General features: G+C 41.1%; 26 protein-coding genes and 1 pseudogene. 10 read left to right on the top strand and 17 right to left on the bottom strand.

The features are described 5' to 3' along the window. Positions 1 to 75: 75 nt before the first annotated feature. From SLU01_RS09530 to SLU01_RS09515, 4 genes are all read right to left on the bottom strand, one after another. Complete coding sequence (locus SLU01_RS09530; protein WP_147057663.1) at positions 76 to 447, bottom strand: hypothetical protein; 372 nt, start codon at positions 445 to 447, stop codon at positions 76 to 78. A gap of 252 nt (positions 448 to 699) precedes the next feature. Then, entirely contained in the window at positions 700 to 996 is a 297-nt protein-coding gene (locus tag SLU01_RS09525) for a helix-turn-helix domain-containing protein (protein ID WP_170232654.1), read from the bottom strand. A 116-nt stretch (positions 997 to 1,112) separates the two neighbouring features. Next, the gene (locus tag SLU01_RS09520) at positions 1,113 to 1,307 is read right to left on the bottom strand and encodes a hypothetical protein (protein WP_170232653.1); all 195 of its coding nucleotides are present in this window, start codon (positions 1,305 to 1,307) and stop codon (positions 1,113 to 1,115) included. A 22-nt stretch (positions 1,308 to 1,329) separates the two neighbouring features. Continuing rightward, entirely contained in the window at positions 1,330 to 1,518 is a 189-nt protein-coding gene (locus SLU01_RS09515) for a hypothetical protein (protein ID WP_147057657.1), read from the bottom strand. 70 nt (positions 1,519 to 1,588) lie between these two features. On the opposite strand from SLU01_RS09515, the gene SLU01_RS09510 reads away from it, so the two are divergent. Then, on the top strand, positions 1,589 to 2,080 hold the full coding sequence (locus tag SLU01_RS09510) for a hypothetical protein (RefSeq protein WP_147057655.1): 492 nt from the start codon (positions 1,589 to 1,591) through the stop codon (positions 2,078 to 2,080). An 18-nt stretch (positions 2,081 to 2,098) separates the two neighbouring features. On the opposite strand, the gene SLU01_RS09505 is transcribed toward SLU01_RS09510, so the two are convergent. Beyond that, the gene (locus SLU01_RS09505; protein ID WP_147057653.1) at positions 2,099 to 2,341 is read right to left on the bottom strand and encodes a hypothetical protein; all 243 of its coding nucleotides are present in this window, start codon (positions 2,339 to 2,341) and stop codon (positions 2,099 to 2,101) included. Positions 2,342 to 2,353: 12 nt separating this feature from the next. Then, positions 2,354 to 2,602, bottom strand: coding sequence for a helix-turn-helix domain-containing protein (locus SLU01_RS09500; RefSeq protein ID WP_147057651.1), 249 nt, complete (start codon positions 2,600 to 2,602; stop codon positions 2,354 to 2,356). A 163-nt stretch (positions 2,603 to 2,765) separates the two neighbouring features. Between SLU01_RS09500 and SLU01_RS09495 the strand changes: the two genes are divergently transcribed. The 7 genes and pseudogenes from SLU01_RS09495 to SLU01_RS09465 all read left to right on the top strand — a co-directional run bounded on the left by SLU01_RS09495 (position 2,766) and on the right by SLU01_RS09465 (position 9,179). Then, the gene (locus tag SLU01_RS09495) at positions 2,766 to 3,194 is read left to right on the top strand and encodes a helix-turn-helix domain-containing protein (protein WP_147057649.1); all 429 of its coding nucleotides are present in this window, start codon (positions 2,766 to 2,768) and stop codon (positions 3,192 to 3,194) included. A gap of 27 nt (positions 3,195 to 3,221) precedes the next feature. Beyond that, positions 3,222 to 3,473, top strand: a complete 252-nt coding sequence (locus tag SLU01_RS09490; protein ID WP_147057647.1) for a helix-turn-helix domain-containing protein — start codon at positions 3,222 to 3,224, stop codon at positions 3,471 to 3,473. A 95-nt stretch (positions 3,474 to 3,568) separates the two neighbouring features. Continuing rightward, a pseudogene (locus SLU01_RS18130) lies at positions 3,569 to 3,927 on the top strand (hypothetical protein). A gap of 25 nt (positions 3,928 to 3,952) precedes the next feature. Beyond that, positions 3,953 to 4,537 carry an ImmA/IrrE family metallo-endopeptidase gene (locus SLU01_RS09480; RefSeq protein ID WP_147057645.1) on the top strand — a complete coding sequence of 195 codons (585 nt, stop codon included), beginning with the start codon at positions 3,953 to 3,955 and terminating at the stop codon, positions 4,535 to 4,537. 65 nt (positions 4,538 to 4,602) lie between these two features. Next, on the top strand, positions 4,603 to 5,709 hold the full coding sequence (locus SLU01_RS09475; RefSeq protein WP_170232651.1) for a nucleoid-associated protein: 1,107 nt from the start codon (positions 4,603 to 4,605) through the stop codon (positions 5,707 to 5,709). A 17-nt stretch (positions 5,710 to 5,726) separates the two neighbouring features. Continuing rightward, positions 5,727 to 7,250 (top strand): hypothetical protein, encoded by a 1,524-nt coding sequence (locus tag SLU01_RS09470; protein ID WP_147057641.1) that lies wholly within the window; start codon positions 5,727 to 5,729, stop codon positions 7,248 to 7,250. A 102-nt stretch (positions 7,251 to 7,352) separates the two neighbouring features. Continuing rightward, positions 7,353 to 9,179, top strand: a complete 1,827-nt coding sequence (locus SLU01_RS09465; protein WP_246110945.1) for a recombinase family protein — start codon at positions 7,353 to 7,355, stop codon at positions 9,177 to 9,179. 24 nt (positions 9,180 to 9,203) lie between these two features. Here SLU01_RS09465 and SLU01_RS09460 read toward each other — a convergent pair whose 3' ends face one another. Together SLU01_RS09460 and SLU01_RS09455 are read right to left on the bottom strand one after the other, a co-directional pair. Next, a complete protein-coding gene (locus SLU01_RS09460) occupies positions 9,204 to 11,477 on the bottom strand; it encodes a DEAD/DEAH box helicase (protein WP_147057637.1) in 2,274 nt (757 codons plus the stop codon). Next, positions 11,474 to 11,839, bottom strand: coding sequence for a YppE family protein (locus tag SLU01_RS09455; protein ID WP_147057635.1), 366 nt, complete (start codon positions 11,837 to 11,839; stop codon positions 11,474 to 11,476). Before SLU01_RS09455 ends, SLU01_RS09460 begins: the two co-directional genes overlap by 4 nt. A gap of 173 nt (positions 11,840 to 12,012) precedes the next feature. Between SLU01_RS09455 and recU the strand changes: the two genes are divergently transcribed. Together recU and SLU01_RS09445 are read left to right on the top strand one after the other, a co-directional pair. Then, the gene (gene recU, locus SLU01_RS09450; protein WP_147057633.1) at positions 12,013 to 12,651 is read left to right on the top strand and encodes a Holliday junction resolvase RecU; all 639 of its coding nucleotides are present in this window, start codon (positions 12,013 to 12,015) and stop codon (positions 12,649 to 12,651) included. Continuing rightward, positions 12,648 to 15,329, top strand: a complete 2,682-nt coding sequence (locus tag SLU01_RS09445) for a penicillin-binding protein 1A (RefSeq protein ID WP_147057631.1) — start codon at positions 12,648 to 12,650, stop codon at positions 15,327 to 15,329. Before recU ends, SLU01_RS09445 begins: the two co-directional genes overlap by 4 nt. Positions 15,330 to 15,395: 66 nt before the next feature. Here SLU01_RS09445 and nth read toward each other — a convergent pair whose 3' ends face one another. The 9 genes from nth to panB all read right to left on the bottom strand — a co-directional run bounded on the left by nth (position 15,396) and on the right by panB (position 24,923). After that, positions 15,396 to 16,046 carry an endonuclease III gene (gene nth / locus SLU01_RS09440; RefSeq protein WP_147057629.1) on the bottom strand — a complete coding sequence of 217 codons (651 nt, stop codon included), beginning with the start codon at positions 16,044 to 16,046 and terminating at the stop codon, positions 15,396 to 15,398. A gap of 8 nt (positions 16,047 to 16,054) precedes the next feature. After that, positions 16,055 to 16,762, bottom strand: a complete 708-nt coding sequence (locus SLU01_RS09435) for a DnaD domain-containing protein (protein WP_147057627.1) — start codon at positions 16,760 to 16,762, stop codon at positions 16,055 to 16,057. A gap of 34 nt (positions 16,763 to 16,796) precedes the next feature. Then, positions 16,797 to 18,092: an asparagine--tRNA ligase gene (asnS, locus tag SLU01_RS09430; protein ID WP_147057625.1), complete on the bottom strand. Its 1,296-nt coding sequence runs from the start codon at positions 18,090 to 18,092 to the stop codon at positions 16,797 to 16,799. Positions 18,093 to 18,121: 29 nt separating this feature from the next. Then, positions 18,122 to 19,312, bottom strand: a complete 1,191-nt coding sequence (locus SLU01_RS09425) for a pyridoxal phosphate-dependent aminotransferase (RefSeq protein ID WP_246110943.1) — start codon at positions 19,310 to 19,312, stop codon at positions 18,122 to 18,124. A 48-nt stretch (positions 19,313 to 19,360) separates the two neighbouring features. Beyond that, positions 19,361 to 19,840 (bottom strand): cell wall elongation regulator TseB-like domain-containing protein, encoded by a 480-nt coding sequence (locus SLU01_RS09420; RefSeq protein ID WP_170232650.1) that lies wholly within the window; start codon positions 19,838 to 19,840, stop codon positions 19,361 to 19,363. A 69-nt stretch (positions 19,841 to 19,909) separates the two neighbouring features. Next, a complete protein-coding gene (gene dinG / locus SLU01_RS09415) occupies positions 19,910 to 22,687 on the bottom strand; it encodes an ATP-dependent DNA helicase DinG (protein ID WP_147057621.1) in 2,778 nt (925 codons plus the stop codon). 143 nt (positions 22,688 to 22,830) lie between these two features. Beyond that, positions 22,831 to 23,211 carry an aspartate 1-decarboxylase gene (panD, locus tag SLU01_RS09410; protein WP_147057619.1) on the bottom strand — a complete coding sequence of 127 codons (381 nt, stop codon included), beginning with the start codon at positions 23,209 to 23,211 and terminating at the stop codon, positions 22,831 to 22,833. Beyond that, positions 23,186 to 24,088, bottom strand: a complete 903-nt coding sequence (gene panC, locus SLU01_RS09405; protein ID WP_147057618.1) for a pantoate--beta-alanine ligase — start codon at positions 24,086 to 24,088, stop codon at positions 23,186 to 23,188. Before panC ends, panD begins: the two co-directional genes overlap by 26 nt. Continuing rightward, the gene (panB, locus tag SLU01_RS09400) at positions 24,075 to 24,923 is read right to left on the bottom strand and encodes a 3-methyl-2-oxobutanoate hydroxymethyltransferase (RefSeq protein WP_147057808.1); all 849 of its coding nucleotides are present in this window, start codon (positions 24,921 to 24,923) and stop codon (positions 24,075 to 24,077) included. Before panB ends, panC begins: the two co-directional genes overlap by 14 nt. Positions 24,924 to 24,931: the final 8 nt, after the last annotated feature.

Genomic DNA, 24,931 nt, shown 5'->3' with positions numbered 1-24,931 from the left:
TCTTCTCTCTCCTTCCCTTGACTTTTCTCCTCTGATCACGGATAATCAGAGGAGAACATTTGTTTTATTGTTGACTCATTCGCATGCCAGTGCGGATGGGTTTTTTATTTGCCCTAGATCAACCTGTATAAATTCAACTGGAACAGGAATTGGTCGGAACCACCCCTCAGGTAAATAATCTTCGATGAGATGCAAATCCTCCCTTTTTACGAATGTGTGAAAATGAACCCCTTCTATTTCCGTTTTTAATTCAAGCGGACGATCATCACTTTGGCGTTTAAGAACATCAAAAGTTGAGAAGTTCTTAAGGAAAAACTCAAGCCTGCAAAGGTTTTCCACTTCACCTCCAACCGGGAAAATACGAGTTGATATTATCCCGCCCTCCATGTCATCCATAACCGATACGAGTTGCTGTGTTAGATCGATAAGCTCGTCTAAGTGATTCATTCGAATCTCTCCTTTGAATATTTATTGATGGAATCCCATCCAGAAGCCCAGGATGCCGTGGGGTGATGAACGAAAAGGAGAAATGCGGTTTGGTAATGGAATCGTTCACTCCTGGACTTCTGGACGGAATCCGATTCCGTCCTTTATTCAGTTGGTATTATTATTATTTTGTGGTATGATTGTTCTAACGTGTTATCTCTCAGCTGATTGACAGGCCAATGTCATTCGGCTTTTTTTATTGCCTTCTTTCATTCAAATCCCTCCAAGTAAATAACTGATAAAACCTCCAACTGCTTTTGTTAACATGTCTACTAATAATGAGATATCGACTCCATTGATAAATGCCAGGCCTGCTTCTAAAGAGGTTGTATTTGACATTTTTATCTGTATGACTTGGAGCCACCGGATAAAGTCCTCCGTTGCCAAGGTCATTTCGTTGCGTTCGACTTTTGATATGGTGCTTCTTGAGATATTGACTAACGGGGACATTTCCTCTTGTGTGAGTCCAGCGTTTTTTCGCGTTGCCCGCAAGAGTTGTCCAACATTCACGCTTATCCCCCCTAAATGTTCAAAATCTGAACATGTTCAAACAATGAACAGTATTTTTCTAATAAGCTGGTAAAATAGTTAATAGAAGATAGATGACTTCCTTCTATAAAGCCCCGTTACGAAACCCTTCCAACCTGATAGGATTTTCTCCGGATCTTGTCATTAACGATCTTCAACTCTCCACCTAGCTTTGCCAGCAGTCCAATACGGAATTTTTCAACATCTGTGGATGGACTGTTGGTAATTGCCTTCATTTCAATGTTCATTCTTGCAACCAACAGTCTTCTTTCTTCTCTATCTTTTGCGAGCATCTTCTCACTACCTTTCAAAGTTTTACGAACTGATACGGACTTCATATGGAGCCAACGCGTCAGTGACCTCTTTCCAAAGCACACGCAATGTTTTTGTCCCATCCCCCCACGCCTTCAGTAGCTCCAGCGCAGTATCTGGTTCCGATTTCGCTAACTCCGCTAATTTGACTGGTAAATAGGCGTTCATTTCAAGCAACTCTCTCTGAATCACCGGCTTCCCCTCCCTTCTATCCTCCCTTCCTATGAATGTGGTACGATTTTCATAGGAAGGAGGTGGAATCATGCTAAAAGTACAAGAATTACAAGCCATGGATTATTTGTTGAAGTGGTTGCTAGACCAAGACCGGTTTCCTTACAATGACAAAATGCTCAAATTAGTTATTGAATTGAATGGTACTTACTGGTACGGAGACTTCATCACTTATTCAAATGGTGTTGTGAAACAACCATTCATCGATAATGCTGGTGATGTTGAACCGGTGCACTTGTATGCAACCTCTCAAAATGCTACAAGTGTCTTAAAGAAAATTAGAGATACCTTTCAGTTAGAAGCCTCAAGATACTCTTGGACAAATCCATTTACAAAAATTGATGACCTGTCATTACTATTCAACACCTTGGTAAAACTCGTGAAAATGGCAGAAATTGAACAAGATGACTCACCAATTTATCCGTGCCTTCTAAACGCTAAATCATTAGAAGGAAGATTGGAGCTGCCCTTCATCAATCTAGATAATGAAACAATCAAAGTCGTTTCAATTATCGAATTGTAAGTGGAGAGATGAGGCTCATTACAACTTCATTCGTTCGGATCGATAATCCAGATCCATCCGAATGAAACCTAACATGGCGTATGCGTCTGTATACGTCATGTCCTTCTCCTTGAAAAGTTCAATGATTTGGTCTGAAATTTTCTGGGCCTCCTCAAAACTGCATTCACTCCAAAGACCTGCATTCTCATAAGCATTTTCCAAGCATGCAACATTTGGTGGAAATTTCTTTGCAAGAAACTCTTTTACTGATTGCTTTTCCATCCCTCTCACCTCCTATCCAACCTGCATATTTACCTTTTCGGTAACTTTGTTTGTAAAAAAAAGCTCTTGGATTGGAATATCAAGTAGGTCAGATACTTTGGCTATATCTTCAACACTGAATTTCCTATCCCCTTTTTCTTTTCGAAAGTAAGCATTCGGGGCTTCGTATCCGAGTAAATTAGACATTTCTTCTGTAGAAATACCTCTTTTGATTCTCGTATTTCGAATCAACTCAATGTTGACGATGTTTGTCTTTTTCATTTTTCTAACCCCCTCACAATTACCGTTCCGGTAACTTTAATCTCAATATACATTACCTTTTCGGTAATGTCAACAATTATAATTACCTTTTTGGTAACTATGTAGTTTTACCATTTTGGTAATGCTAAAATACAGATAAATTCCATATGTAAAGGTGGAAGCTATGAGTATATTAGGCGAAAGAATTAAAAAACTAAGAGAACGTGAAGGTATACAACAAATCGATTTTGCTAAGAAAATCGGCGTTTCCAATGTTGTGCTTTCCAGATACGAATCTGGCGAGAGGAAACCTGACTATGATATCTTGCAAAAAATCGCAGACTTCTTTTGTGTGACAACAGATTATTTATTAGGTAGAACTGATGCGCCTAATATCAAACCAGTTTTTGTCGCTGGTCAAGAGATAAATTTATCCGAAGATGAACTAATTCTTTTCAATGAACTAAAAAAACACCCGATCATGTTTCATGATTTGGCGTCAGATCCGGAGAAGAAGGTTAAGGAACTGATTAAGCTATATAAGATGAAGCAGATGTTTTTGGAAGATGATGAAGAAGAGTACGGGGATGGGTTTGGTGAGTTGGAAGATTGATAAGAGCTTTAGGAAGTTGGTGAGGTATTGACTATTCCAGTCAAAGAATTTTATTTGTATGGTTCTGATATACAAAACATCGGTTCGAACGTTTCATCTGCTCGTTTAAAGAAGGAGTTCACTCAATTACAACTTGCGCAACGCCTTGGCTATAAATCGGCTAGCTTCATATCGAGGCTTGAACTATGGGAAACGGAAAAATTAAGCCACAAACAACTCGAACAAATAGCCGACTGTCTTGACGTTCCAGTAAGGGATTTGCTGCAAGTTAGATATTAAAAAAATTCGCGGTAAAAGCCGCGTTTGTTTTTACCAATAACATAGTCGTATTTCACTAAGTGTAGTTCATGAGACAAAAATAACAGGGGGTTTTAATGACTACAAATTTACAAGTTGAACAGCATTCGCAACCATTGGAAGTGCGCAAAGGGAAAGTATCGTATTTTGATGGTGGCCTTCTGCAGTTCATCGGTTGGACTATTTTAGCTGGCTTGTCACGGTTTGTACATTAGGCATTTGCTATCCGTGGGCAATTACGATGATTTATGGTTGGAAAATCAATCATACCGTTATTGAGGACCAGAGAATGAAGTTTAGTGGATCTGCTATTGGTTTATTTGGAAATTGGATTAAATGATGGTTCTTTACTGTAATCACTCTTGGAATCTATGGTTTTTGGGTTTTTATCAAGCTGGAAGACTGGAAAGCGCGTAATACTTCATTTGTAAAATAACCAGAACTATCAAGGCTGTGACAACATGCAACTAAGACAAATACATACAGACTATTGGGAGGAACGGGCCGAGAAGGTCCTCTCCCATTTTGACTATACATATCCGGATGATATCGACATCTTTCAAATTTGCTGGAGATATGGAATCAAAGTGCTACCTTTAGACAAACCATTTCTTGAAAGCCACGGTCTGGAATTTGAGGATATCGAGGGATTGAAGGCCTACTCTGTGCCCAAGGAGAAAGCTCGTCGAGGAACCATATACCTTAAAGAACATCTGCCCCACGTGGAAAGAAAGCTGCTTGTCGCAGAGGAGTTCTGTCATCTATATGCACATCACTCCCCTCAACTTAGTGTGAATGAGTACGTTTTGGCTAAGAATGAACAGCAAGCGAAAAGAATGGCTGCCTACCTACTGATGCCACAATGGTTCATTGATAAAGTCTATGACTTTGCTGAAGACGAAGCTGTAACTATCAGCGATATTGCAGACTACTTTATGGTGACTGAAGATTTCGCGCATTATCGGTTGGAGTTGATATTTCGTCACAAGGTGGATGCATTTACTGCCTTACGTGGGAAGTTGGGGACGCTGGAGTGGATTAAATGATAATTTAACTAATTAACAGGGATAATAAGATTAGTTGATGAGAGATTTATTATAGGAGGGATATGATGTATAGTGTTTTTAGAAGTGTTGAAGAAATAGAGTTAATCAGAATTACGTTACATGTGGTCAATAACAGAGATAAAGTTTTAAAGTTGAATGATGGAGAAATTAACCTTGGGAGTTTGGACCCTAAGTTACACGAATATATTATTACACATATTACCAAGTCATTAAAAGAAGAACGTGCAAGAGTAGGTAGATTTCTAAATCCTGATTCCAAAGTTCAAAAATGGTCACACCAGATCATTAGCGACCATAATACTAATTTTATTGATAACTCGAAAAAGATAGCGAGAGCACTTTATAATTCTATGGAAGAGGATAATAGAATTATTCCAGGCGACTTATTAGTAATTCTTTATAAAAATAAAGGTACAGGAGCACTTTCTTTATCTTTAATGAAGATGGATTATAACGATACAGTTACCAGGAAAATTAGAGAAGATGATGATACAGGTAAGGTATACATAGAATTAATTCTAGCTGGCGAAAATTTTCCTAACTTGAATCAAAAACTACAAAAAGTTGCATTTATCATAGATCCTACTTTAATTACAGAAGAGAAACCAGCAGCTGTTTTAGTTTTAGATAGACAACAAGGTAATGAAGGAAAAATTGCAGACTTCTTCCAAAGTGATTTTCTAGCGACAGAATTATTATTAACGGACGAAATCAGAACGACACAACTTTTTAAAAGCGTAACATCTTGGATTAACGCAAGCGAAGATCCACGCTCCGTTCAAAATAGACGTATTGAATCTAAGATTAGGGATGATATATCTAATGAAAGAAATATCAATCTTTATTCTATAGCTAATTCATTATTCGGAGAAGACCAAGATATTGAACACGATGAGGAATCATCAAGTTTAAAGAAAAGCTTTATTGACCACATACTTCCTAAAATAGGTGATCCACAATTTAAAGCTGTGAAAACAGGCGCATTAAATAAGTTACTGGAAAAGAAATCAATTTCTACTTCTACCGGCATTATTATAAGTGCTCCTACTGGTGAGTTTGATGAGAAGGTTAAGGTTACACCTATCGGAAGAACTGAAGATCAAGAAGAAAGAGTGAATATAACAATTGAAGATGTTATATTAAAAGTATAAAAAAGGAGGTGCGCATATTGATTTGTGAGCTTAAAGCGTTATTAAGTGAATTGAACTTTAAATATTCGCACGAATCACATGAAAGTGCGCACTATAACTCCGAAATAAAGCATACAACTTTTAAAACTTTCTTACAAAAAAATGAAACGAAAGATTTATTTCTATTGTTTAAAAGTTCTTTTTCTTTTGTTGTAGAGAATAGAGACCCCATTAATCTACGATATAATGACAATGTTTCTGACTTTATAGATGCATTAGAATTAATATTCTCTGATAATGATTTATTAAAAGTAACATTCAATATTTATAAGAAAACTTTAGAAGAAGAAGTTAAAAGCCATTATAATATTTATGATGAAAAACTGATATTGTCTTTCTCCTTTTCTACAGAATTTATAAAAGAATGCTTGATTGGAAATTTCACTGATATAGAAACGATTTTTTTAAAAAGTGAATTTAAAACGTGTATTGTTTTATTTGATGTAATTAATTTTCATGATAGTAACGAGTTAGTCCTAATTATGGGAATGAATTTTGATAAAGATATTGATATAGTTAAAAAATGGGCTTCCCTAGACCTACATTCAGAGTTAAAAATCTCAGATAAAATTGATAATCGAAATATCAATTGTCATTGGGTAAACCCATCAACAATACTTACTCCTGATTTTTTTTGGTTCCAGAAGTCATTCAATATGCTTATCACTAGTCGATTCGAGTATGAACAATACGTAGATCTATATGATTTAATTGACATTCTAGCATCTAGATATATAGAACTCGTCTTTATCTCAATTGCCAATTATACGGACGATGAAAAAATAAAAATTATCGGTCATAAAACAATTGAATTTCATCGAAGTAATATATCTACAAGCTCACTTACATTTATGTCACTTACCACATTGAAGGCAATTTATGAGTTTATTTATTCGAGTCAAACATTAGATAAATTAATTCTAACACGGAATGCAATAAGCTTGAATTCCATGGATAATTCTAGTTTGAATTTTATTATAGGTAATATAGAGCAAACATATAACTCCGTTCAAAATAATTTTAATCATTTTATTAATAATAGCATCGAGGAGTTTATTGATAAAAAGCTAGATCTTGAGAAACATGCAAGGGATACCGCTAGAGATTTATCAGATGAAATATCAGGTGGTATTACATTAATTACAAGAAACCTATTAACATTAATAGGTGCAACAATTATCGGTTATGCTGGTGCAATGCTTAGAGTTGATAAAAAATTGTTATTTTATTCAGCTGCTCTTTATATAGCGTTCGTTTTAATTTCTTCAACAGTATTTTTACTTTACTCTCAACAAAAAAAGAACCACTCACTTAATGTTTATCAATATTACTCTAAAATTAATATTTACGCTGATAGTGAATCAAAATCGAACTTTTTGAAGCTAATTATTCAGCCGAAAATAAAGAGCTTTGATTCCTATTGGAAGGCAAGTGTTTTATTAAATATAGCTTTTATTGTGGTTATTATAATCACGACATATTACCTTTCAACTATAATGTAAAGTTATAATAGTTCACTTTTCGTAACTCACCTTCTGTAGGTGGGTTTTCTCTAAACTAACAATAGAACATACATTCTGGAAAGGAGGCTATTTTATTTGAGAGTGGCAATCTATATTCGCGTTTCAACAAAACTCCAAGAAGATCGCTATAGTCTTAAAGCCCAAACAACTGAATTGACTAGGTATGCTGAATCGCAAAACTGGAAGATCATCGATATTTTTAAAGACGTTGACAGTGGAACAAAATTAGATAAAGACGGTCTGGAGGCTATGCTTGACCAAGTCGAAGATGGCAAGATTGACATCGTACTTTGCATTGAACAGGACCGGCTTTCTCGTCTTGACACGATTAAATGGGAATATCTAAAAGGCGTGTTGCGTGATAATAGGGTTAAGATTGCTGAGCCAGGAAATATAGTAGATCTCTCCAATGAAGATGATGAGTTTATATCCGATTTAAAGAATCTACTTGCCCAAAGATCAAGACGTGATTTACTTCGAAAGATGATGCGCGGTAAGCGTCAGAAAACGCGTGAAGGTAAAGTATGGGGTAAGCAGCCAGAAGAATATCACTACAACAAAGAGACTGAAGAAGTAACAGTGAATGAGGAACGATCTTGGATTATCCCATTCATCGATTCCCTTTATATCGAAAAAGGGCTGGGAGCTAATGCAATCGCAAAAGAGCTCAACAAGATCAGCAAGACGGCCGAGGGCAAATTGTGGACGAATCAACAGGTACTAGGCAAACTGAAGAACCCGGCTTATCATGGTGTACTGCAGAAGACTTTTAGCAATGGTGAGACGATTACGGTACCTGGCGTCTACCCTCCCCTTCGGTCTGAACTCATGTATGCTCGCATTCAAAATATCTTAAAGAAAAGATACCGACGTAAACCGGCAGAACCTCACTTTCTCCGAGATGTAACAATCATGTGCTCAACCTGTCAAAGGGAAATCAGTGTAAAAAAACACTACACGTATAGCAGAGATAAAACGAAAAAATACGGCATTTTCCTGTTAACTCATACTAATGAAATTACTCAGAGCAAATGTATTGCTAAACCGGTCATCAATGATAAGCGTGTGAAGTACCGTATCGCCAAAGCAGTAAAAGACATCTTGACCGATACGAATAAAATCACCGAGTACATTGATTCGGATTTTGATGAAACTGAGCTATTTCGCATCGATGCTGATGTAAAAAAACTGCAAAAATTGGATGCTGATGTGCGTACTAAAATGGATAAGCTATTGGATTTGTATTTAGACGACAAGTGGCCAAAAGAAAAACTGGATGAACGGTATCGAATGTTAGAAGAACAAGCGAAACGTATTGAAGCTGACTTAAAAGAAAAAAACCGTAAGCGCGCCTTAATTCAAAGTGACAAATTGAATTACGATACAGTCACTGAGTTTTTTAGCATCGCTAGTCGATTTGAGGAACTGCTCGAACCCGCTGATCAGCAACGTCTCATAGGCAGCCTCTTTCCTACTGCTACACTTGATACAGAAAAAAATAGATTGACGCTTCATGCACTCTTGCCTCAGCAAGTAACAGTCGATGTAAACATTCCAATTGAATCTATAGAAGAAGTAACTGAGCGAGAAATTATGGAACAAGCGAAGATCCGTTATATCAAAGCACAGCAAATCCTGAACGAACAAAAAGGGTTATCTCTGGAAGCGCTCAGTCGTTTGATCGGGAGCCAGCCTACTACACTTAAATGGGATCAGGAACGCTTTGGAGCGTTCAAGCACCTTGCCCCTAATAAGCAGTCCTCTGCCGTCAGACAACAACGTGTAGCCCTGCTGAAGGAAGAATTAAGAAGGGATCCAGCTATTAGTGGTCGGCAATTGGAGAATAAGACGGGAATCAATCGTAAAATGATCTACAAATTAATTGAAGAAGAGGGATTGAAGCAGTGATAATAGAGCTGCAATCCCTCTTTTTTATTTCGCTAATTCATGTAATAATGCGCTTACGTGCTTTTTGGCAGTTTTCACGCCAGCTTCTTGGGCACCAATACAAACCGGGCAGCCAAATTCACAGACACAATCTTCTACATGTTTAGCCGATAGATTCAGCAGATCCCTCCATCTCCCATACAGCTTTTCACTCAAACCGATACCTCCAGGATAACTATCATGGATGAAGATCGTCGGTTTGCCTGTATGAACGGCTTTCACTTGAGGGATAACGTGGATGTCACTCCTATCACATCTGATCATCAAAGGAATTAATGACCTGATTGCATATGCTGCACCTGTCATGGCATCCGTCAGGTCAGCCTCCTTCCATCCATCGGGTAAATCAAACGCGAGCCAAGTCGCATTCGTATGCAATTCTTCAGCTGGTAAGTTGATTGGACCCGAACCAATATTGTCTTGTTTATTATGGAGCTTTATCTTTTTGAATATCGTCGGAATCGCAAGGACGGCAATATCGCCGAAAGCAATCAGAGCGTCTCCCAAACTATTCCTTTCATCCTCGCTGATCACTTTCAGTTCCACCGCCAAGTTGGCATCTGTGTAATAATCGACGTCGACTTCTGTGACGTATGCTTTCTTTTCTTCCCAATCGAGCGTCTCTACTTGGTACTGTTTCCCTTGATGGATATAGATCGCCTCTTCATGAAGAAGTGTCATTGCACTATAGCGGTCCATTTCCCCGATGACGACTGTCCCTTTCGGAATCGTTTGGTCGATGATGACGACATTTTCCTGAGAAGCGGAACGTAGGCTGATTTCGCTTGCCGGAAAACGATCGGTCATCCAGTGCCATTTATCGGTTGTCCGAACAAGGACCCCTTCACTTTCTAAAAAAGCAAGAAGTTCTTGTACTTCGAATTCCCCATATAGTTCGGTCATCGTAAAAGGCAATTCGAATGAAGCGCATTTTAAATGGTCCATCAGGATCAGCATGTTGTCAGGGTGGATACGCGCTTCTTCCGGTGTTTGACTCAATAGGTAATCAGGATGTTGAATAATGTATTGATCAAGCGCAATCGATTGAGCGACATAGATGATCAGTGCATCATCCTGCCGTCTTCCTGCCCTTCCCGCCTGTTGGAATGCACTCGCGATATTCCCTGGGTACCCTGTCATGATGCACGCTTGCAGTTGGCCGATGTCGATGCCAAGCTCTAAGGCATTCGTACTGACAACCGTTTTAATCTCGCCGTCCCGCAAGCTTTTTTCGATTTTCCGTCGTTCAGATGGCAAATAGCCACCTCGATAGCCCATAATTGTTTGGTCAAATAGTTTTTTCTTTGTCAATTCCTTCATATACGTTACAAGCATTTCCACTCGCACTCGGCTTTTTGCAAAAATGATCGTTTGAATGGCTTCCCTATAAAGGAAGGAAGCGATATCCCTCACTTCAAGTATTGCGCTTCGACGAATGCCAAATGTTTTATGAACGACCGGTGGATTATAGAAGATGAAATGCTTTACACCGGCAGGAGCACCATTGTCCGAGACGAGTTCCATCTCGGAATTTGTCAATATTTCAGCCAGTTCTTTCGGATTCGCAATTGTCGCGGACGTGCAAATGAATGTAGGGTTGCAGCCATAATAATTGCAAATCCGCTTCAACCTTCTTAAGACATGAGCGACGTGGCTGCCAAACACCCCTTTATACGTATGCAACTCGTCAATGATGATATACTTCAAGTTTTCGAATAAAGATACCCATTTCGTGTGATGCGGTAAAATTCCGGAATGCAGCATATCGGGATTCGTTAAAACGATATGCCCCGATTTACGGACTTTCGTTCGTAAGCCGGGAGCTGTATCCCCGTCATACGTATAACTGAGGATCGTTTCTCCGCTCGCTTCAATCAACCCGTGCAGATCCGCTAATTGGTCTTGGGCAAGTGCTTTTGTCGGAAACAAATAAAGAGCGCGGGATGAATCATCTTCCAAAATACTTTGCAACACAGGCAAATGGTAACAAAGCGATTTACCGGATGCAGTCGGTGTCACTGCGGTGATTGAATGGCCAGCACTCGCCAAATCAAATGATTCCCTTTGATGGCTGTACAAGCGGTCGATCCCTTTCTCGGCTAGCGCTTTTACAATCGACGGATGAAGCTGTTCCGGAAACGGTACATATTTAGCGGGCTTTCCAGGGATCTTTTGATAATGACTAATATTAGGCGACAACTCGGGATCAGAAAGTAACAGGTCTACTACTTCCCTAACGCTTCCCTGTTTCACTATCATTCGTCACTTTCCTTCCCTAAAGCCTCTAAAACCGTTTTAAAGGTATATGTAGCTGAATTGATGGATAGAATGAACCGTTTCTTCCCCGTCTTTGCATAAAAGGATTGGACGATGAATTGTTTCATGGAATCGTTCAATGAATCGATCTGATGGAAATGGACATACTTCGGTTTTTCATGACGAATCCATGATTTTACTTCCTCGGTCCATTCGTCTAGCAATTTATGGTTTGTATCTGCATAGGGCTTCACTTCTGTAAAAAAATCGGGCTCTCGATCTAATTCGCGCATGGCTGGGAGTCTATTCAAGCACTCCTCACATACAGAAAGGAGCCGTTCCGTTTTTTCTATCAAGTTTAACAAACTGATCTATCCCCTCTGAAGTCTTTTCTATAGTCTATCAAAAACTTCAGCAGGACACCAATAGTTAACGAACATGCATTCCTTGGAAAGTTGGATTTTCGAGCATAACCGGAACTTTTAGAGGGCTAATCCGTCCAATCATTATGGTATGATAGTTACGCGAGGTGGTAGGAGTGACAATACGATATCCGAATGGGAAAAAATATGTGCCTGCACAACAGACCGGAAACCGGCAAAAAACTAATCTGTCGTTCAGCAACCGAGGGAAAACGCTTGAAGATGAATTAAATGAAACGAATGATTATTATTTAGCAAACGATCTGGCAGTCATCCATAAAAAACCGGTTCCTATCCAAATCGTACATGTAAAATACCCAGCAAGAAGTGCTGCTGTCATTACTGAAGCTTATTTCAGATCACCTTCAACAACGGACTATAATGGTGTGTGGAATGGGAAATATATAGATTTTGAAGCGAAAGAAACAAAGAATCGGACGTCATTCCCTCTGCAAAACATTCACGAACATCAAGTCGATCATATGAAGAAAGTGACCGAACAGGACGGCATCGCATTTTTATTATTAAAATTCACGTCACTGGACCGGTATTTTATGCTTTCCTTCGAGTACTTCGAAAAAAAGTGGGAAAGAATGTTAGCAGGAGGAAGAAAATCTATAACACTTTCTGAGGTGGAAGAGCTATCCATAGAAATCAGTCCAGGTTTTAATCCAAGGCTTGACTATTTGGCAGCATTGGACTCATTATTAAAAAAACCTGAAACAGAAACAATTGAAAGGCAGGAAAATCTATGAGTGAACAAACAAACTCCCGTTCAGCGCGCCGCCAACAGATGGAAGCGGAACGCAAACGCGGGAAAAATAAAAAGCCAACTAAGAAAGGCAATCTATTCAAGAAAATCCTTCTTGGCATTGTCGCCCTCGGTGTTGCAATACTAGTCGGCGGAGCGGGCCTATTCGCTTTTTATGCGAGCAGCGCACCTGATCTTGATGAAAGTCTCTTGAAAGATCCGCTTACTTCTAACTTCGCCGACCGTAACGGAGATATCTTCATGAAATTCGGGGCAGAAAAACGGGAATTCGTCCCATATGATGATATTCCGAAAGAGATGGAAAGTGCAATTCTCGCAACAGAGGATGTGCGTTTCTACAAACATCACGGGATGGACTTTTGGAGGCTTGGCGGAGCGGTAGTGGCAAACTTCCGAAGCGGTTTCGGTTCGCAAGGCGCCTCGACGTTAACACAACAAGTTATCAAGAACTCATTTCTATCTCATGATAAGACGTTAAAGCGGAAAGCCCAAGAAGCATGGCTTGCCTTTAAATTGGAAAGAGAATACGACAAAGAAGAGATCTTCGAAATGTATTTCAATAAAGTGCTGATGTCCGGAAGGGTACATGGTTTTGGAACAGCAGCAAATTATTTTTACGGCAAAGATTTGGATGAACTTGAACTGCATGAAATGGCAATGCTAGCTGGCTTGCCGCAATCACCGAATGGCTATAACCCATTCAAAAATCCAGAACGAGCGGAAAAACGCCGCAATACGGTTCTAAATCTTATGTACAAACATGAGAAAATCACGAAAGAACAAATGGAAGAAGCGAAAGCAATTCCTGTAACGAAAACACTACTACCAGAAGATCAACGCGACGAGAATACAATTTCAAAATATCTAGCCTATGTGGATATCGTTTTAGATGAATTAGAAGCTGCGGGAATGATGGATGTCCTTTCGGAAGGTGTTACAATCCAAACCAACCTGGATCCGAAAGCACAGGAGGCAGTTGAAAAAGCGATCAATTCCAATATTTACGAGTCAGATGAAATGCAAGCTGGGATGACCGTATTGGATACAAAAACAGGTGAAATTGTAGCAATTGGTGGTGGCCGTAACTTCACTGGACGAAATTTGAACTTTGCTTCCGGTGACAACCGCAGACAGCCCGGTTCAGTTATTAAACCAATCCTGTCATACGGTCCGATCATCGACAATGAAAGCTGGTCCACAGCCCATATCGTCAATGACGAGCCTTATAAATACAAAGGTACTGACGTATCAATCCGCAATGTCGATGGAAAATATCTCGGTCCGATTACAGCAAGAGAAGCTCTATACAAATCCAGGAACATCCCTGCTGTCAAAGTATTTGAAGAGGTCGGAACGAAGCGTGCGGGTCAATTCGCGAATAAATTAGGTCTCTCCTACGATAAATTGGATTCTTCTAACTCAATCGGAGGAGGAAAATATGAGTTTTCAACAATCGAGATGGCGGGTGCATACTCTGCTTTCGGTAACGGCGGACTTTACACAAAGCCTCATGCCGTAAATAAAGTGATCATGCGGGATGGAAAAACAGAAAGAAATCTCGCACCTGACACAGTGACAGTAATGAAAGACTCAACCGCGTATATGGTAACTGATATTTTGCGTGACGTTATTACTTTAGGGACTGGTAAAACTGCATCTGTCTCCGGATTAGATATGGCTGGTAAAACCGGTACGACGAATTATTCATCCGAAACAAAAAGTAAACACGGACTAAAAGATTCGGATGTACCTGACAGCTGGTTCACTGGCTATACGACTGAATATACGATTGCGGTTTGGGGAGGATATAAAGATTATACAACACCGATCAAAACATACGATCGTGGTCGTTATGTTCCCCAAATTCTTTTCAAGTCTGTCATGACAGACCTTGTATCTGGAAAGAATACACCAAGATTTAAAAAGCCAAGCTCCGTTGAAGAGGCTACCATTGTAAAAGGGTCGAACCCCCCTATACTTGCTAGCAATTCGACACCCGATGCATTGAAGAGCACCGAATTGTTTGTGAGAGGAACGGTTCCAACCGAAATGGATGAAGAAGTATTGACCGAATTGGAAGCACCAGGTGATTTGTCAGCGCAATATGATGCTGAAACAAATTCCGTCGTGCTTAACTGGTCTTATGACAATCCAGCAATCGATGTACTTGTCGAACCTATACAGTTCAATGTTTCTGTCGCTGTTGACGGCGGCGAGGCGCAAAACATGACGATGACATCAGATCATACCGTGTCGTTTTCCGGAGTCGAGATGGGTCGTACGTATGTGTTCTATGTCTCTGCAGTAGCTGCAGATATCGAAAGCAGTCCAGCTTCAACCTCCCTTCTCATCGAAGGTCAGGACGAAGATGATTCTAACATTGATGATGGATTCTGGAACGGAGACGACGAGGAAGACGACGATCATAATAATGGCCAGCCTAATAACGGAAACAACAATGGTAATAATAATGGAAACAATAACAATGGAAATAATGGACACAACGGCAATGGCAACAACGGCAATGGCAACAACAATGGGAATGACGGAAGCAATGACGGTTCTAACGATGGTTCCACTGATCCTGGCAACGATGATGGTTCCCCAGGCACGGACAGTGATGGAGGAAGCGACGGTTGGACCGATAGCGAGGATAATTAAATAACAGCATTAAAAAGCCGGTAGAGTTTATAAAATCCTCTACCGGCTTTTTCTAGTTTTGATGATTTAGCCAACATGTTTCATCCGCTTCTTCCCTTCCCTACATAAAGGCAGAAGTGGACATTCGCCACATGCTGGATTTTGCGCTTTGCAATGGTATCTTCCGAAGAAGATAATTTGATGATGCGTGTCTGTCCATCTTTCCCTTAGCGTCCATCTCATAATTTTCTCTTCAACCATTAATGGTGAATCTTTCCACCTATTCATGCCAAGACGCTTTGCTACTCTTTCCACATGTGTATCGACTGCCATCGCAGGAATTCCAAACGCATTTGAAACCACAACGTTTGCTGTTTTCCTACCCACTCCAGGGAATGTCGTAAGCAAATCCCGGTCAGCAGGGACTTCGCCGCCGAACTCCTCAATCAAGAGAGCACTTAAGGCTTGAATATTTTTCGCTTTATTACGATAGAGACCGATTGATCGTATATCCGTTTGCAATTCTTCAATATCAACGGCTAGATAATCTTCTGGTTTTTTATACTTTTGGAAAAGATCTGCTGTCACCCGATTAACAAGTACATCCGTACATTGAGCAGACAGCAACGTAGCAACTAGAAGCTCAAAAGGATTACTATGCACTAATTCGCAATGCGCATCGGGAAACATCTTTCCGATTTCATCAAGACAGAATTCCCATTGTTTTTTCGTTAACATCCACTCACCTATTCCCGTTCTTCCAACCAGTTATAAAAAGGCACTTTCTTTACGGTTGTTTCTTGTTTTTGTACTGGCCGTATCATAGCAGTCCGGAATGTTCTAGATTGCTTTTCAACGTCAGTCAACGTCTTCACTTTCTTTTTCTTCCATTCAAATAAAATTCGATCGATGTACCGCAAACTCATTTTTTGAGCAAGAACCGCTTCTTTTAATGCGGCTCGAATGATTTGTACAGAATGACCGTCATCGTCCAACCACATCGTGATCGTCTCACATTCCATTGGAGAAAGGAGCCGGCCGAACTCCATTTCGAACAACGTGAAGATTTCACCTTCATCTTCCTTGGATAACTGCTCTTCGCCCGCCTTCTTTTTTGTCAGCACTACATCCAACAGTCTGCTCCATAAAGGTTGCATGGAAAATTGTTCGTAGAGCACACCATTTTTATCATGGTTCTGGCTAATCTCCAGTAATCCGCGTTGCATAAGCCGTTGCAAAATTTCGGAGACTTGGTTTTCATTCAAATGCATGCGTGATGCTAAATCAGACGGAGTTGGAAACTGTGAACCGCTCTCAAGATAAGCAAACATATGCAATAAAAGCATCGCATCGATGTCTTTGATATCCAATGATTTATAGTGCTGAAAAAAAAGCTGGGAAATGGTTACATTTCCCTGCTCAATCCAAATTCGAAGCCGTTCATCGTCTTGCATGTCGAACACCTCGCTGTTATCTATATATCCAAAATCAAGGGTAAAGTCTGTTCAATAGGCGTGGGAATGGGATTGTCTCTCTGACATGTTCCACACCGGAAATCCAAGCGACTGTCCGTTCCAAACCTAAGCCGAATCCAGAATGCGGCACTGCGCCAAATTTACAAATATCCAGATACCATTCATACGCGGATTCATCCAAATTATGCTCCTGAATCCGTTGCTTCATCATTTCGTAATCATAAATTCTCTCAGAACCGCCGATGATTTCTCCATAGCCTTCCGGAGCAATCAAGTCTGCACACAATACGACATCGTCCCTATCAGGATGCGGTTGCATATAGAATGGCTTGATGCCAGTCGGATAGTGAGTAATGAAAACAGGCATGTCATAGTTTTCGGCTATCGCAGTTTCATGCGGCGCTCCGAAATCATCACCCCAAACGATGTCATCAAAGCCTTTTTCGTGAAGGAATTTGATGGCGTCATCATATGTGATGCGAGGGAATGGGGCTTGGATTTTTTCCAGTTTTGATAGGTCGCGGCCAAGTCGTTCCAATTCCAACGGGCAATTTTGCAATACGGATTGTACGATATGTGCCACGTATTGTTCTTGGACTTCCAAACTTTCTGCATGTTGGACGAATGCCATTTCAGGCTCGATCATCCAGAATTCGATCAAATGGCGACGTGTTTTGGATTTTTCGGCACGGAATGTCGGCCCGAATGAAAACACTTTTCCGAGTGCCATCGCCGCTGCTTCTAAATAAAGCTGTCCCGATTGTGACAAGTATGCATCTTCGTCGAAATACTTCGTATGGAACAGTTCTGAAGTGCCTTCAGGCGATGATCCTGTCAATATAGGAGGATCGATTTTCACAAATCCGTTTATATGGAAAAACTCATATGTAGAACGGATGATTTCATCACGAATTTTCATGATTGCGTGTTGTTTACGTGAACGTAACCAAAGATGGCGATGGTCCATGAGGAATTCAGTACCGTGCTCTTTAGGTGTGATCGGATAATCTACAGCTTCATGGATAATTTCAATATCCTTCACTTGCAGTTCTACTCCGAATGAAGAACGTTCGTCTTCTGTCACTTCTGCTGTTACATATAGCGATGTTTCTTGGTGGATGGATTTTGCTTTGGCAAAAATTTCTTCTCCGACGACTTCTTTGACGACTACGCCTTGAACGAATCCTGACCCGTCGCGCAGTTGAAGGAATGCAATTTTACCGCTTGATCTTTTATTTGCTATCCATGCCCCAATACGGACTGTTTCCCCTACGTGATCTGGCATTTCGTGAATCATAATTGTTTTCATAACTACCTCCGAAAGTATGACATGTTTTATTATTTCCAGTTTTGCTCTACATATGAACGGATTCTTTTTACTGCTTCTTCTAGCAGGTCGATTGATGTTGCGTAGGAGAGGCGGATTGTGTCCGGTGAGCCGAAGCCCGATCCCGGAATGACTGCCACTTTCGCTTCTGTCAATAAAGCAGATGCAAATTCATCCACATTTGAAAATCCAGTCCTTTTGGCGGCTTCTGTAACTTCTGGCAGCAAATAAAAAGCGCCTTGAGGTTTGATTACACGGAAGCCTGGAATGGAAGCTAGCTGCGGGTAGATTCGCTCTAGTCTTGATTCGAAATCCTGACGCATGTTTTCCACTGCGTCTTGTGGGCCATTGTAAGCTTCGATCGCCGCGTATTGAGATGTCGTTGTTGGATTGGATGTCGAATGGCTGGCCAAATTCGTCATCGCACTTACAACTTCTTTGTCACCTGCAATATAGCCGATTCTCCATCCCGTCATGGAGTGTGATTTTGACACTCCGTTAATGATAAATGTCCGTTTTTTGGCATCATCCGATAACTGTGCAATGGAAACATGCTTTTCCTCGCCGTAAATCAGTTTTTCATAGATTTCATCTGAAATGATCCAAATGTCCTTCTCTTTACAGACTTCAGCTATTTGTTGAAGTTCTTCTTTCGAATAAATCATTCCTGTCGGGTTGCCGGGCGAGTTGATGATAACCGCTTTTGTTTTGGAAGAGATTGCTGAACGAATTTGATCGGCGGTCACCTTGAACTCGGAATCCGAAGTACTTTCAACAAATACGGGAACGCCTCCCGCCAGTTTCACCTGTTCTGGATAGCTTACCCAGTATGGAGTCGGTATGATCACTTCATCGGCAGGATCTAAAATAACTTGGAATAACGTATAAAGAACATGCTTAGCACCAATGCCGATCATGATCTCTTGGCGAGTATATTCAAGTTGCTGATCCACTTTCAGTTTGGCGATGACCGCATCTTTTAATGCTGGAAGGCCTCCTGAAGGTGTATATTTCGTCTTTCCTTCTTTCATGGAGTCATAAGCGGCTTCCAAAATGTTTTCCGGAGTATTGTAGTCAGGTTCGCCAGCACCTAAGCCGATTACGTCAATTCCGGATTCCTTCATTTCTTTTGCTTTTGCCGTAATGGCAAGAGTTGTTGATGGTGATAATGTGCTCACCCTTGCCGCTAATGTCTTTGTCAATTGAATCGCTCCCTCTTGTATCTTGTTGAATGAACACTTGAAACAATCCTATAAATTTAAAATCCGTTTCCACCATTCGCCATTCTTAAAAAATACATACACATAGTTCAATTTGCCATTATCGCCTTTAAATGCGACTTCCCATACAGGATGGCCCTCTTCGAAGCCCAGAACTACGTGCAGGATTTTATCCACTTGCAATTCGGCTTTGACCGTTTCTATCGCGGCTTGTGCGTCGATTCCGTCTTTCAATACCACTTCATCAAGAATTTCTTCCGTTTTCTCGTCTATGAAAATCGCTTTTTCATTGCCCTCTTCATCCGACCCAAATACAGTTACCATCGAAATGGCACCGTTGTAAATCTCTGTCCTCTTTACGGATGACAATTTACCGGATTCCAGCGCGATAGTTTCCGCATTGTTTTGGATAGTGGAAAAAGGCTTATTCGCGTTATACAAAACGACGATAATGATGGTAAGCGATAATGCAAGAAGGAACGCCACGATAAATTTGACCCAATTCATCATAAAGCATCACTTCCTATATACGAAACGATCAAATTCGAATACCTTCCCATCCTAATTTCTGTTGGATTCCTATTCATTATAACAATCTTCGAGCTCATTCACCATATGTTCTAGCGAGACTTTATTGACGGAAACAGGAGGTAGACTATCTAAAAAACGTTTTCCATACGATTTTGTTTCAATACGCCTATCCAAAATGATGAAAAAGCCCCGGTCTTCCGAAGAACGGATGAGTCTTCCAAAACCTTGTCGAAAACGCAATATCGCTTCAGGCAATGCCAAGTCCGTAAATGGATTGTAACCAGTCGCTGTCAATTTAGCCGCTCTCGCCTTGAATACAACTTCATCCGGCGAGGAGAATGGCAATCGGACGATAATAACGGCGGACAATGCTTCACCCGGAACGTCGACACCCTCCCAAAAACTATTTGTGCCAAAAAGGACAGATTTCCCGAACTGGCGGAATGACTTCAATAATTTCATTCGGCTGCCTGAACTGACTCCTTGCGCAATTAACGCATATTCACTTAATAATTCGCTCTCCAAAATCAACTCATACGTCTTCCGAAGCATATCTTGAGAGGTGAATAGGACGAATAATCTTCCCCCGGTTGCAATGACCGTTTGTACGATGGCATCTGCAACCGCTTCGATGTAGTCGCTTTGTGAGACGTGTTGAATGGATGGCATATCCTCGACAATAAAAATTTCCGCCTTATCATAAAAATGCTTTGGCGCTTCAAACGTCTTTATCGGAACGTTCTCGGAAATTCCTAACTGATTTGCAACAAAACGTTCATTCTGTTTAATGGTCATCGTGCCAGACGTCCAAACAACTCCGATTTTTTCATCTTTCAACAAAGTGATGAAATGTTTTATCAAAACTGAAGCTTCAATTGGGCTTTTAACGATATTCAGGCTGCCGGGAAGACTTCGTCTGTCCTTTTCAATCCAAACAGTGAAATTCTCTTCCCCGTTGTCCAAAAATATGTCGACCCATTCACCAGCTTTGATTTGCAATTCGCGCAACCAATACGTCCATTCAGCTACAAAAGCTTGCTCTTTCTCGGACATTTTTGGGGTGTGCACTTCCAATTGCAAGAGAATCCTTTCCACATTCTGAATATATGCGGACATTTTGTCTGCAACGCGGGCAAAAAGCGCTTCCTTCCCAACTAATTCCTTCAAATCGAAAATTACGCGATTCCCTTGCTGACCACCGCGACTTTGCGGACGATGATTCGACAATAGTCCCGCCACTTCGTCAAACGCATGGATGAATTGCTCATAAGAGGTTGTAAGCTCTGCAAATGCTTGGCGCCCATAATTGCTGAAACGATGATGAAGTTTCATCATGTGATGAAGCATTTGACCTTCAGCATCTGAGCCAAGTTGACCGAGTACGTACTTCCAGTTCATATAGGACAGTACTGTTTCATTGGTGTGAGATGCTGTATGGATGAATTGATGGGCTTCGTCAATGATTAAACCGGAAAAAGAATGAAAAATCTTTTGCTCGCGATTTAAGTCTGACAATAACATGGAGTGGTTCGTGATGATGAGATTGGAATGATTGCATGCATCAATCATCTTTAGATGATAATCAGCCGTTCTTTCATCTGTCGCCAATCTATTTGTCCGTTTACGGATGCGATCTACGAATAGTTGACCGCCGCCTGAAACGTTCAATTCATTGACATCTCCAGTGAGCGTCTCGGTGAGCCATACGAGAATTTGCATGGTTGTAAACGTTTCATCATAAGATTCATCGGTAATTTGCAGCAATTCTTCAAACTTACCGAGCGATATATACTGCTCCCTTCCTTTCATAACAGTGGCAGTACAGTCGATATCCAACACTTTCTGAATGCGTTCAACTTCATCTTCCAAAATCTTATCAACGAGATGATTTGTATACGTACTAATGACGACCGGTTTACCCGTTTGATAGGAATGGATGACTGCTGGCAATAAATAACTTACTGTCTTTCCAACACCAGTAGGCACTTCTGCAATAAGTTCAGAATGAGTTTGAAGCGTCTCCCACACCGTATCCATGAAGGACAGTTGGGTTTTCCGATATTCAAATGCAGGATAACCTTGTCTTAATAAACGGATTTTTTCATTTTCATTTTCCGGAAAAGTACAATATGCTGTTCCGGAAACAATTGACTTTTTCGTTTCCCGATAAGGAATCCCTCTAAATAAGGGCATTTTTACGCGAGAAGAGTCTTGTCGAACATATTTTAAGGCTTCATAAAAAAGCGAAGAAATATTCGTCCGTAAAGAAAATGATCTTCTGTGTAAAAGGTTCAGCGTCTCTTCCGGCAATGTTTTCAATTTGGACAACGCAGCCAATAGTAAATGTGCAGTTGCTTCCGCATCATCGTCAGCCCTATGGGCAGTCGGCAATGGAATATCCAAATCCTCGGCGAGATCCTGCAACCGATAGCTCGCGGAGGAAGGATAAAGAATCTTTGATAATTCTACTGTATCAATTTTCTTGCCGGACCAAGTCGCTACGTTGCAACGTTTAAATTCACTTTGCAGGAATGATAAATCGAAATCCGTATTATGGGCGACAAAAACAGTCCCTTGAATCATGTCGGAAACTTCTTGCGCGATTTCTTCAAAAGTAGGAGCGGAAACTACCTCATCATCCGTAATCGATGTCAATTGCTGGATGAAAGCAGGGATTTCACGTCCTGGGTTGACAAAACGGGCGTATCTCCCCGAGATGACACCATTTTCAATGAAAACAATTGCAATTTGAATGATCCTGTCACCCTTCGATGGAGAGTGTCCAGTCGTTTCCAAATCGACAACTGCATATGTAAGATTATCCATTCAATCATCAACTTCCTGTATCGGATACTAAAGGAGATTGTATCATATTCCGGGGCCTGATTGCGCAAATAGATGCCTTCCCGTACAATTCCACATAAAAAAGCTGATGATAAGAAAAGTCTCCCGTCATCAGCTGGATTTTTTTATACACTTACTCCCGGTAATTCTTTAATGACTTCTTTTATCCCGTTCTTTTCATCCATCAGTAGGACGGTAGGTTCATGTGTTTTCGCTTCCTCGTCCGATACATATACATATGAGATGATAATGACAATATCACCTTGTTGGACGAGTCTAGCTGCGGCGCCATTCACGCAAATGACACCGCTGCCGGGCTCTCCTGCAATAATGTACGTTTCAAACCGGGCTCCATTGTTGTTATTGACAATATGGACTTTTTCATTCGGCAACATGCCGGCGGCTTTCAACAGGTCACTGTCGATTGTAATACTCCCTACGTAATTCAAATTTGCTTCTGTGACAGTAGCTCTGTGCAATTTACTGTTCATCATCATTCGAAACATAAGAACCATCCTTTGTTGACATAATAATATTATCTATCAATCTTGCTTTAGAAAATTGTACCGCGACAGCAAGAATCACTTCAGTACGATCATTTGTGACTTCCTGTAACTCGGGATAGGAAAGCATTTTTACATAATCGATTTTCCCTGAACTGTTTGCAGTAATGAAATTCATCACTTCATGTTCAATTTGATTAGGTGCTCGACCTTCAGTATGCAACTTTTCCCCTTTTTGCAATGCCTGATGAATAATAGGGGCTTCTTTGCGTTCAACCTCAGTCAGATTGACATTTCGCGAGCTTTTCGCCAAGCCGTCTTTCTCACGCACAATCGGGACGCGGATAATGACTGTTTTCAAGTTGAAGTCCCGGACAAACGTTTCAATAATTGCAAGTTGTTGTGCGTCCTTCATCCCGAAATAAGAACGATCGGGGTCAACGATATTGAACAGCTTCAGAACGACCTTCAAAACGCCATCAAAATGTCCAGGCCGAGATGCTCCGCAAAGCACATCCGCTTGAGGTCCGGGCAGAATTCGGATGCCGCCTTCAGCAGGATACATCTCTTGCACAGCAGGCATGAATACGATATCGACTCCGCCTTCTGCAGCTAGTTTCAGATCCCTTTCCCGGTCACGCGGGTAAGATTCGAAATCTTCACCAGGACCAAATTGAGCCGGATTTACAAAGATGCTCATCACTACAATGTCATTTTGCTCTTTCGCATGCTTCACTAGGGAAAGATGCCCTTCATGCAAAAAGCCCATTGTTGGGACAAAGCCGACAGTTGCACCCTTTCGTTCATTCCGGCTTAGCAGCTGTTGCAGTTCTTCAATTGTTTCGATGACGCGAACAGCATGTAACTTATCGATCTTCATCCTTCATTCCTCCGTATAATGCCACCAATTCATCTTCCTTCATCGTGAAACGGTGTTTTTCAGCGGGAAAAGCGCCCGTCTTAACTGATTGTACGTAATTCGACAGTCCTTCTCGGATGTCTGTCCCCACGTCTGCAAACGTTTCAACGAATTTTGGGATGTGATGATTTCCGTATTTGACTGTGTCATGGAAAACAAGCACTTGCCCATCCGTCTCAGCACCAGCCCCTATGCCGATCGTAGGAATGGAGAGCGCCTTTGAGACTTGTTCTCCTAACTGGTAGGGAATGCATTCTAAAACAATCATGCAAGCCCCCGCGGCTTCAGAAGCAACTGCGTCATGGATGAGTTGTTCCGCCGCTTCTGCGGTCTTTCCTTGCACTTTGTAGCCGCCTCCTACTGCAGCTGACTGCGGAAGAAGCCCAAGGTGAGAAACTACTGGAATGCCCATCCCCGTCAGAAGCCGGGTTGTATCGATCACTTTCCCTGAACCTTCCAGTTTTAGTGCGTTTGCACCGGTTTCCTGAAAGATACGTACAGCGGCATCCAACGTCCTGTCTGCCGATCCGTGATACGAACCGAAAGGCATGTCGACGACGACAAATGTTTCTTTCGCTCCCCTTCTTACCGCTTTGCCGTGATGGATCATATCATCGACTGTTACAGCTGCCGTCGTGTCATAGCCCAGTACGACCATTCCTAGTGAGTCGCCTACTAGGATGACGTCGACTCCTGCTTGTTCCGCTAATTGTGCGGATGGATGGTCATAGGCGGTTACCATGACGATTTTTTCGTTTTGACGTTTCATTTTCTTGAAATCAGATGTGCTTTTCATTTCTACCC

The sequence above is a fragment of the Sporosarcina luteola genome, assembly GCF_007991495.1.
Classification (GTDB): Bacteria; Bacillota; Bacilli; order Bacillales_A; family Planococcaceae; genus Sporosarcina; species Sporosarcina luteola.
This window is presented reverse-complemented; position numbering and strand designations above follow the sequence as displayed.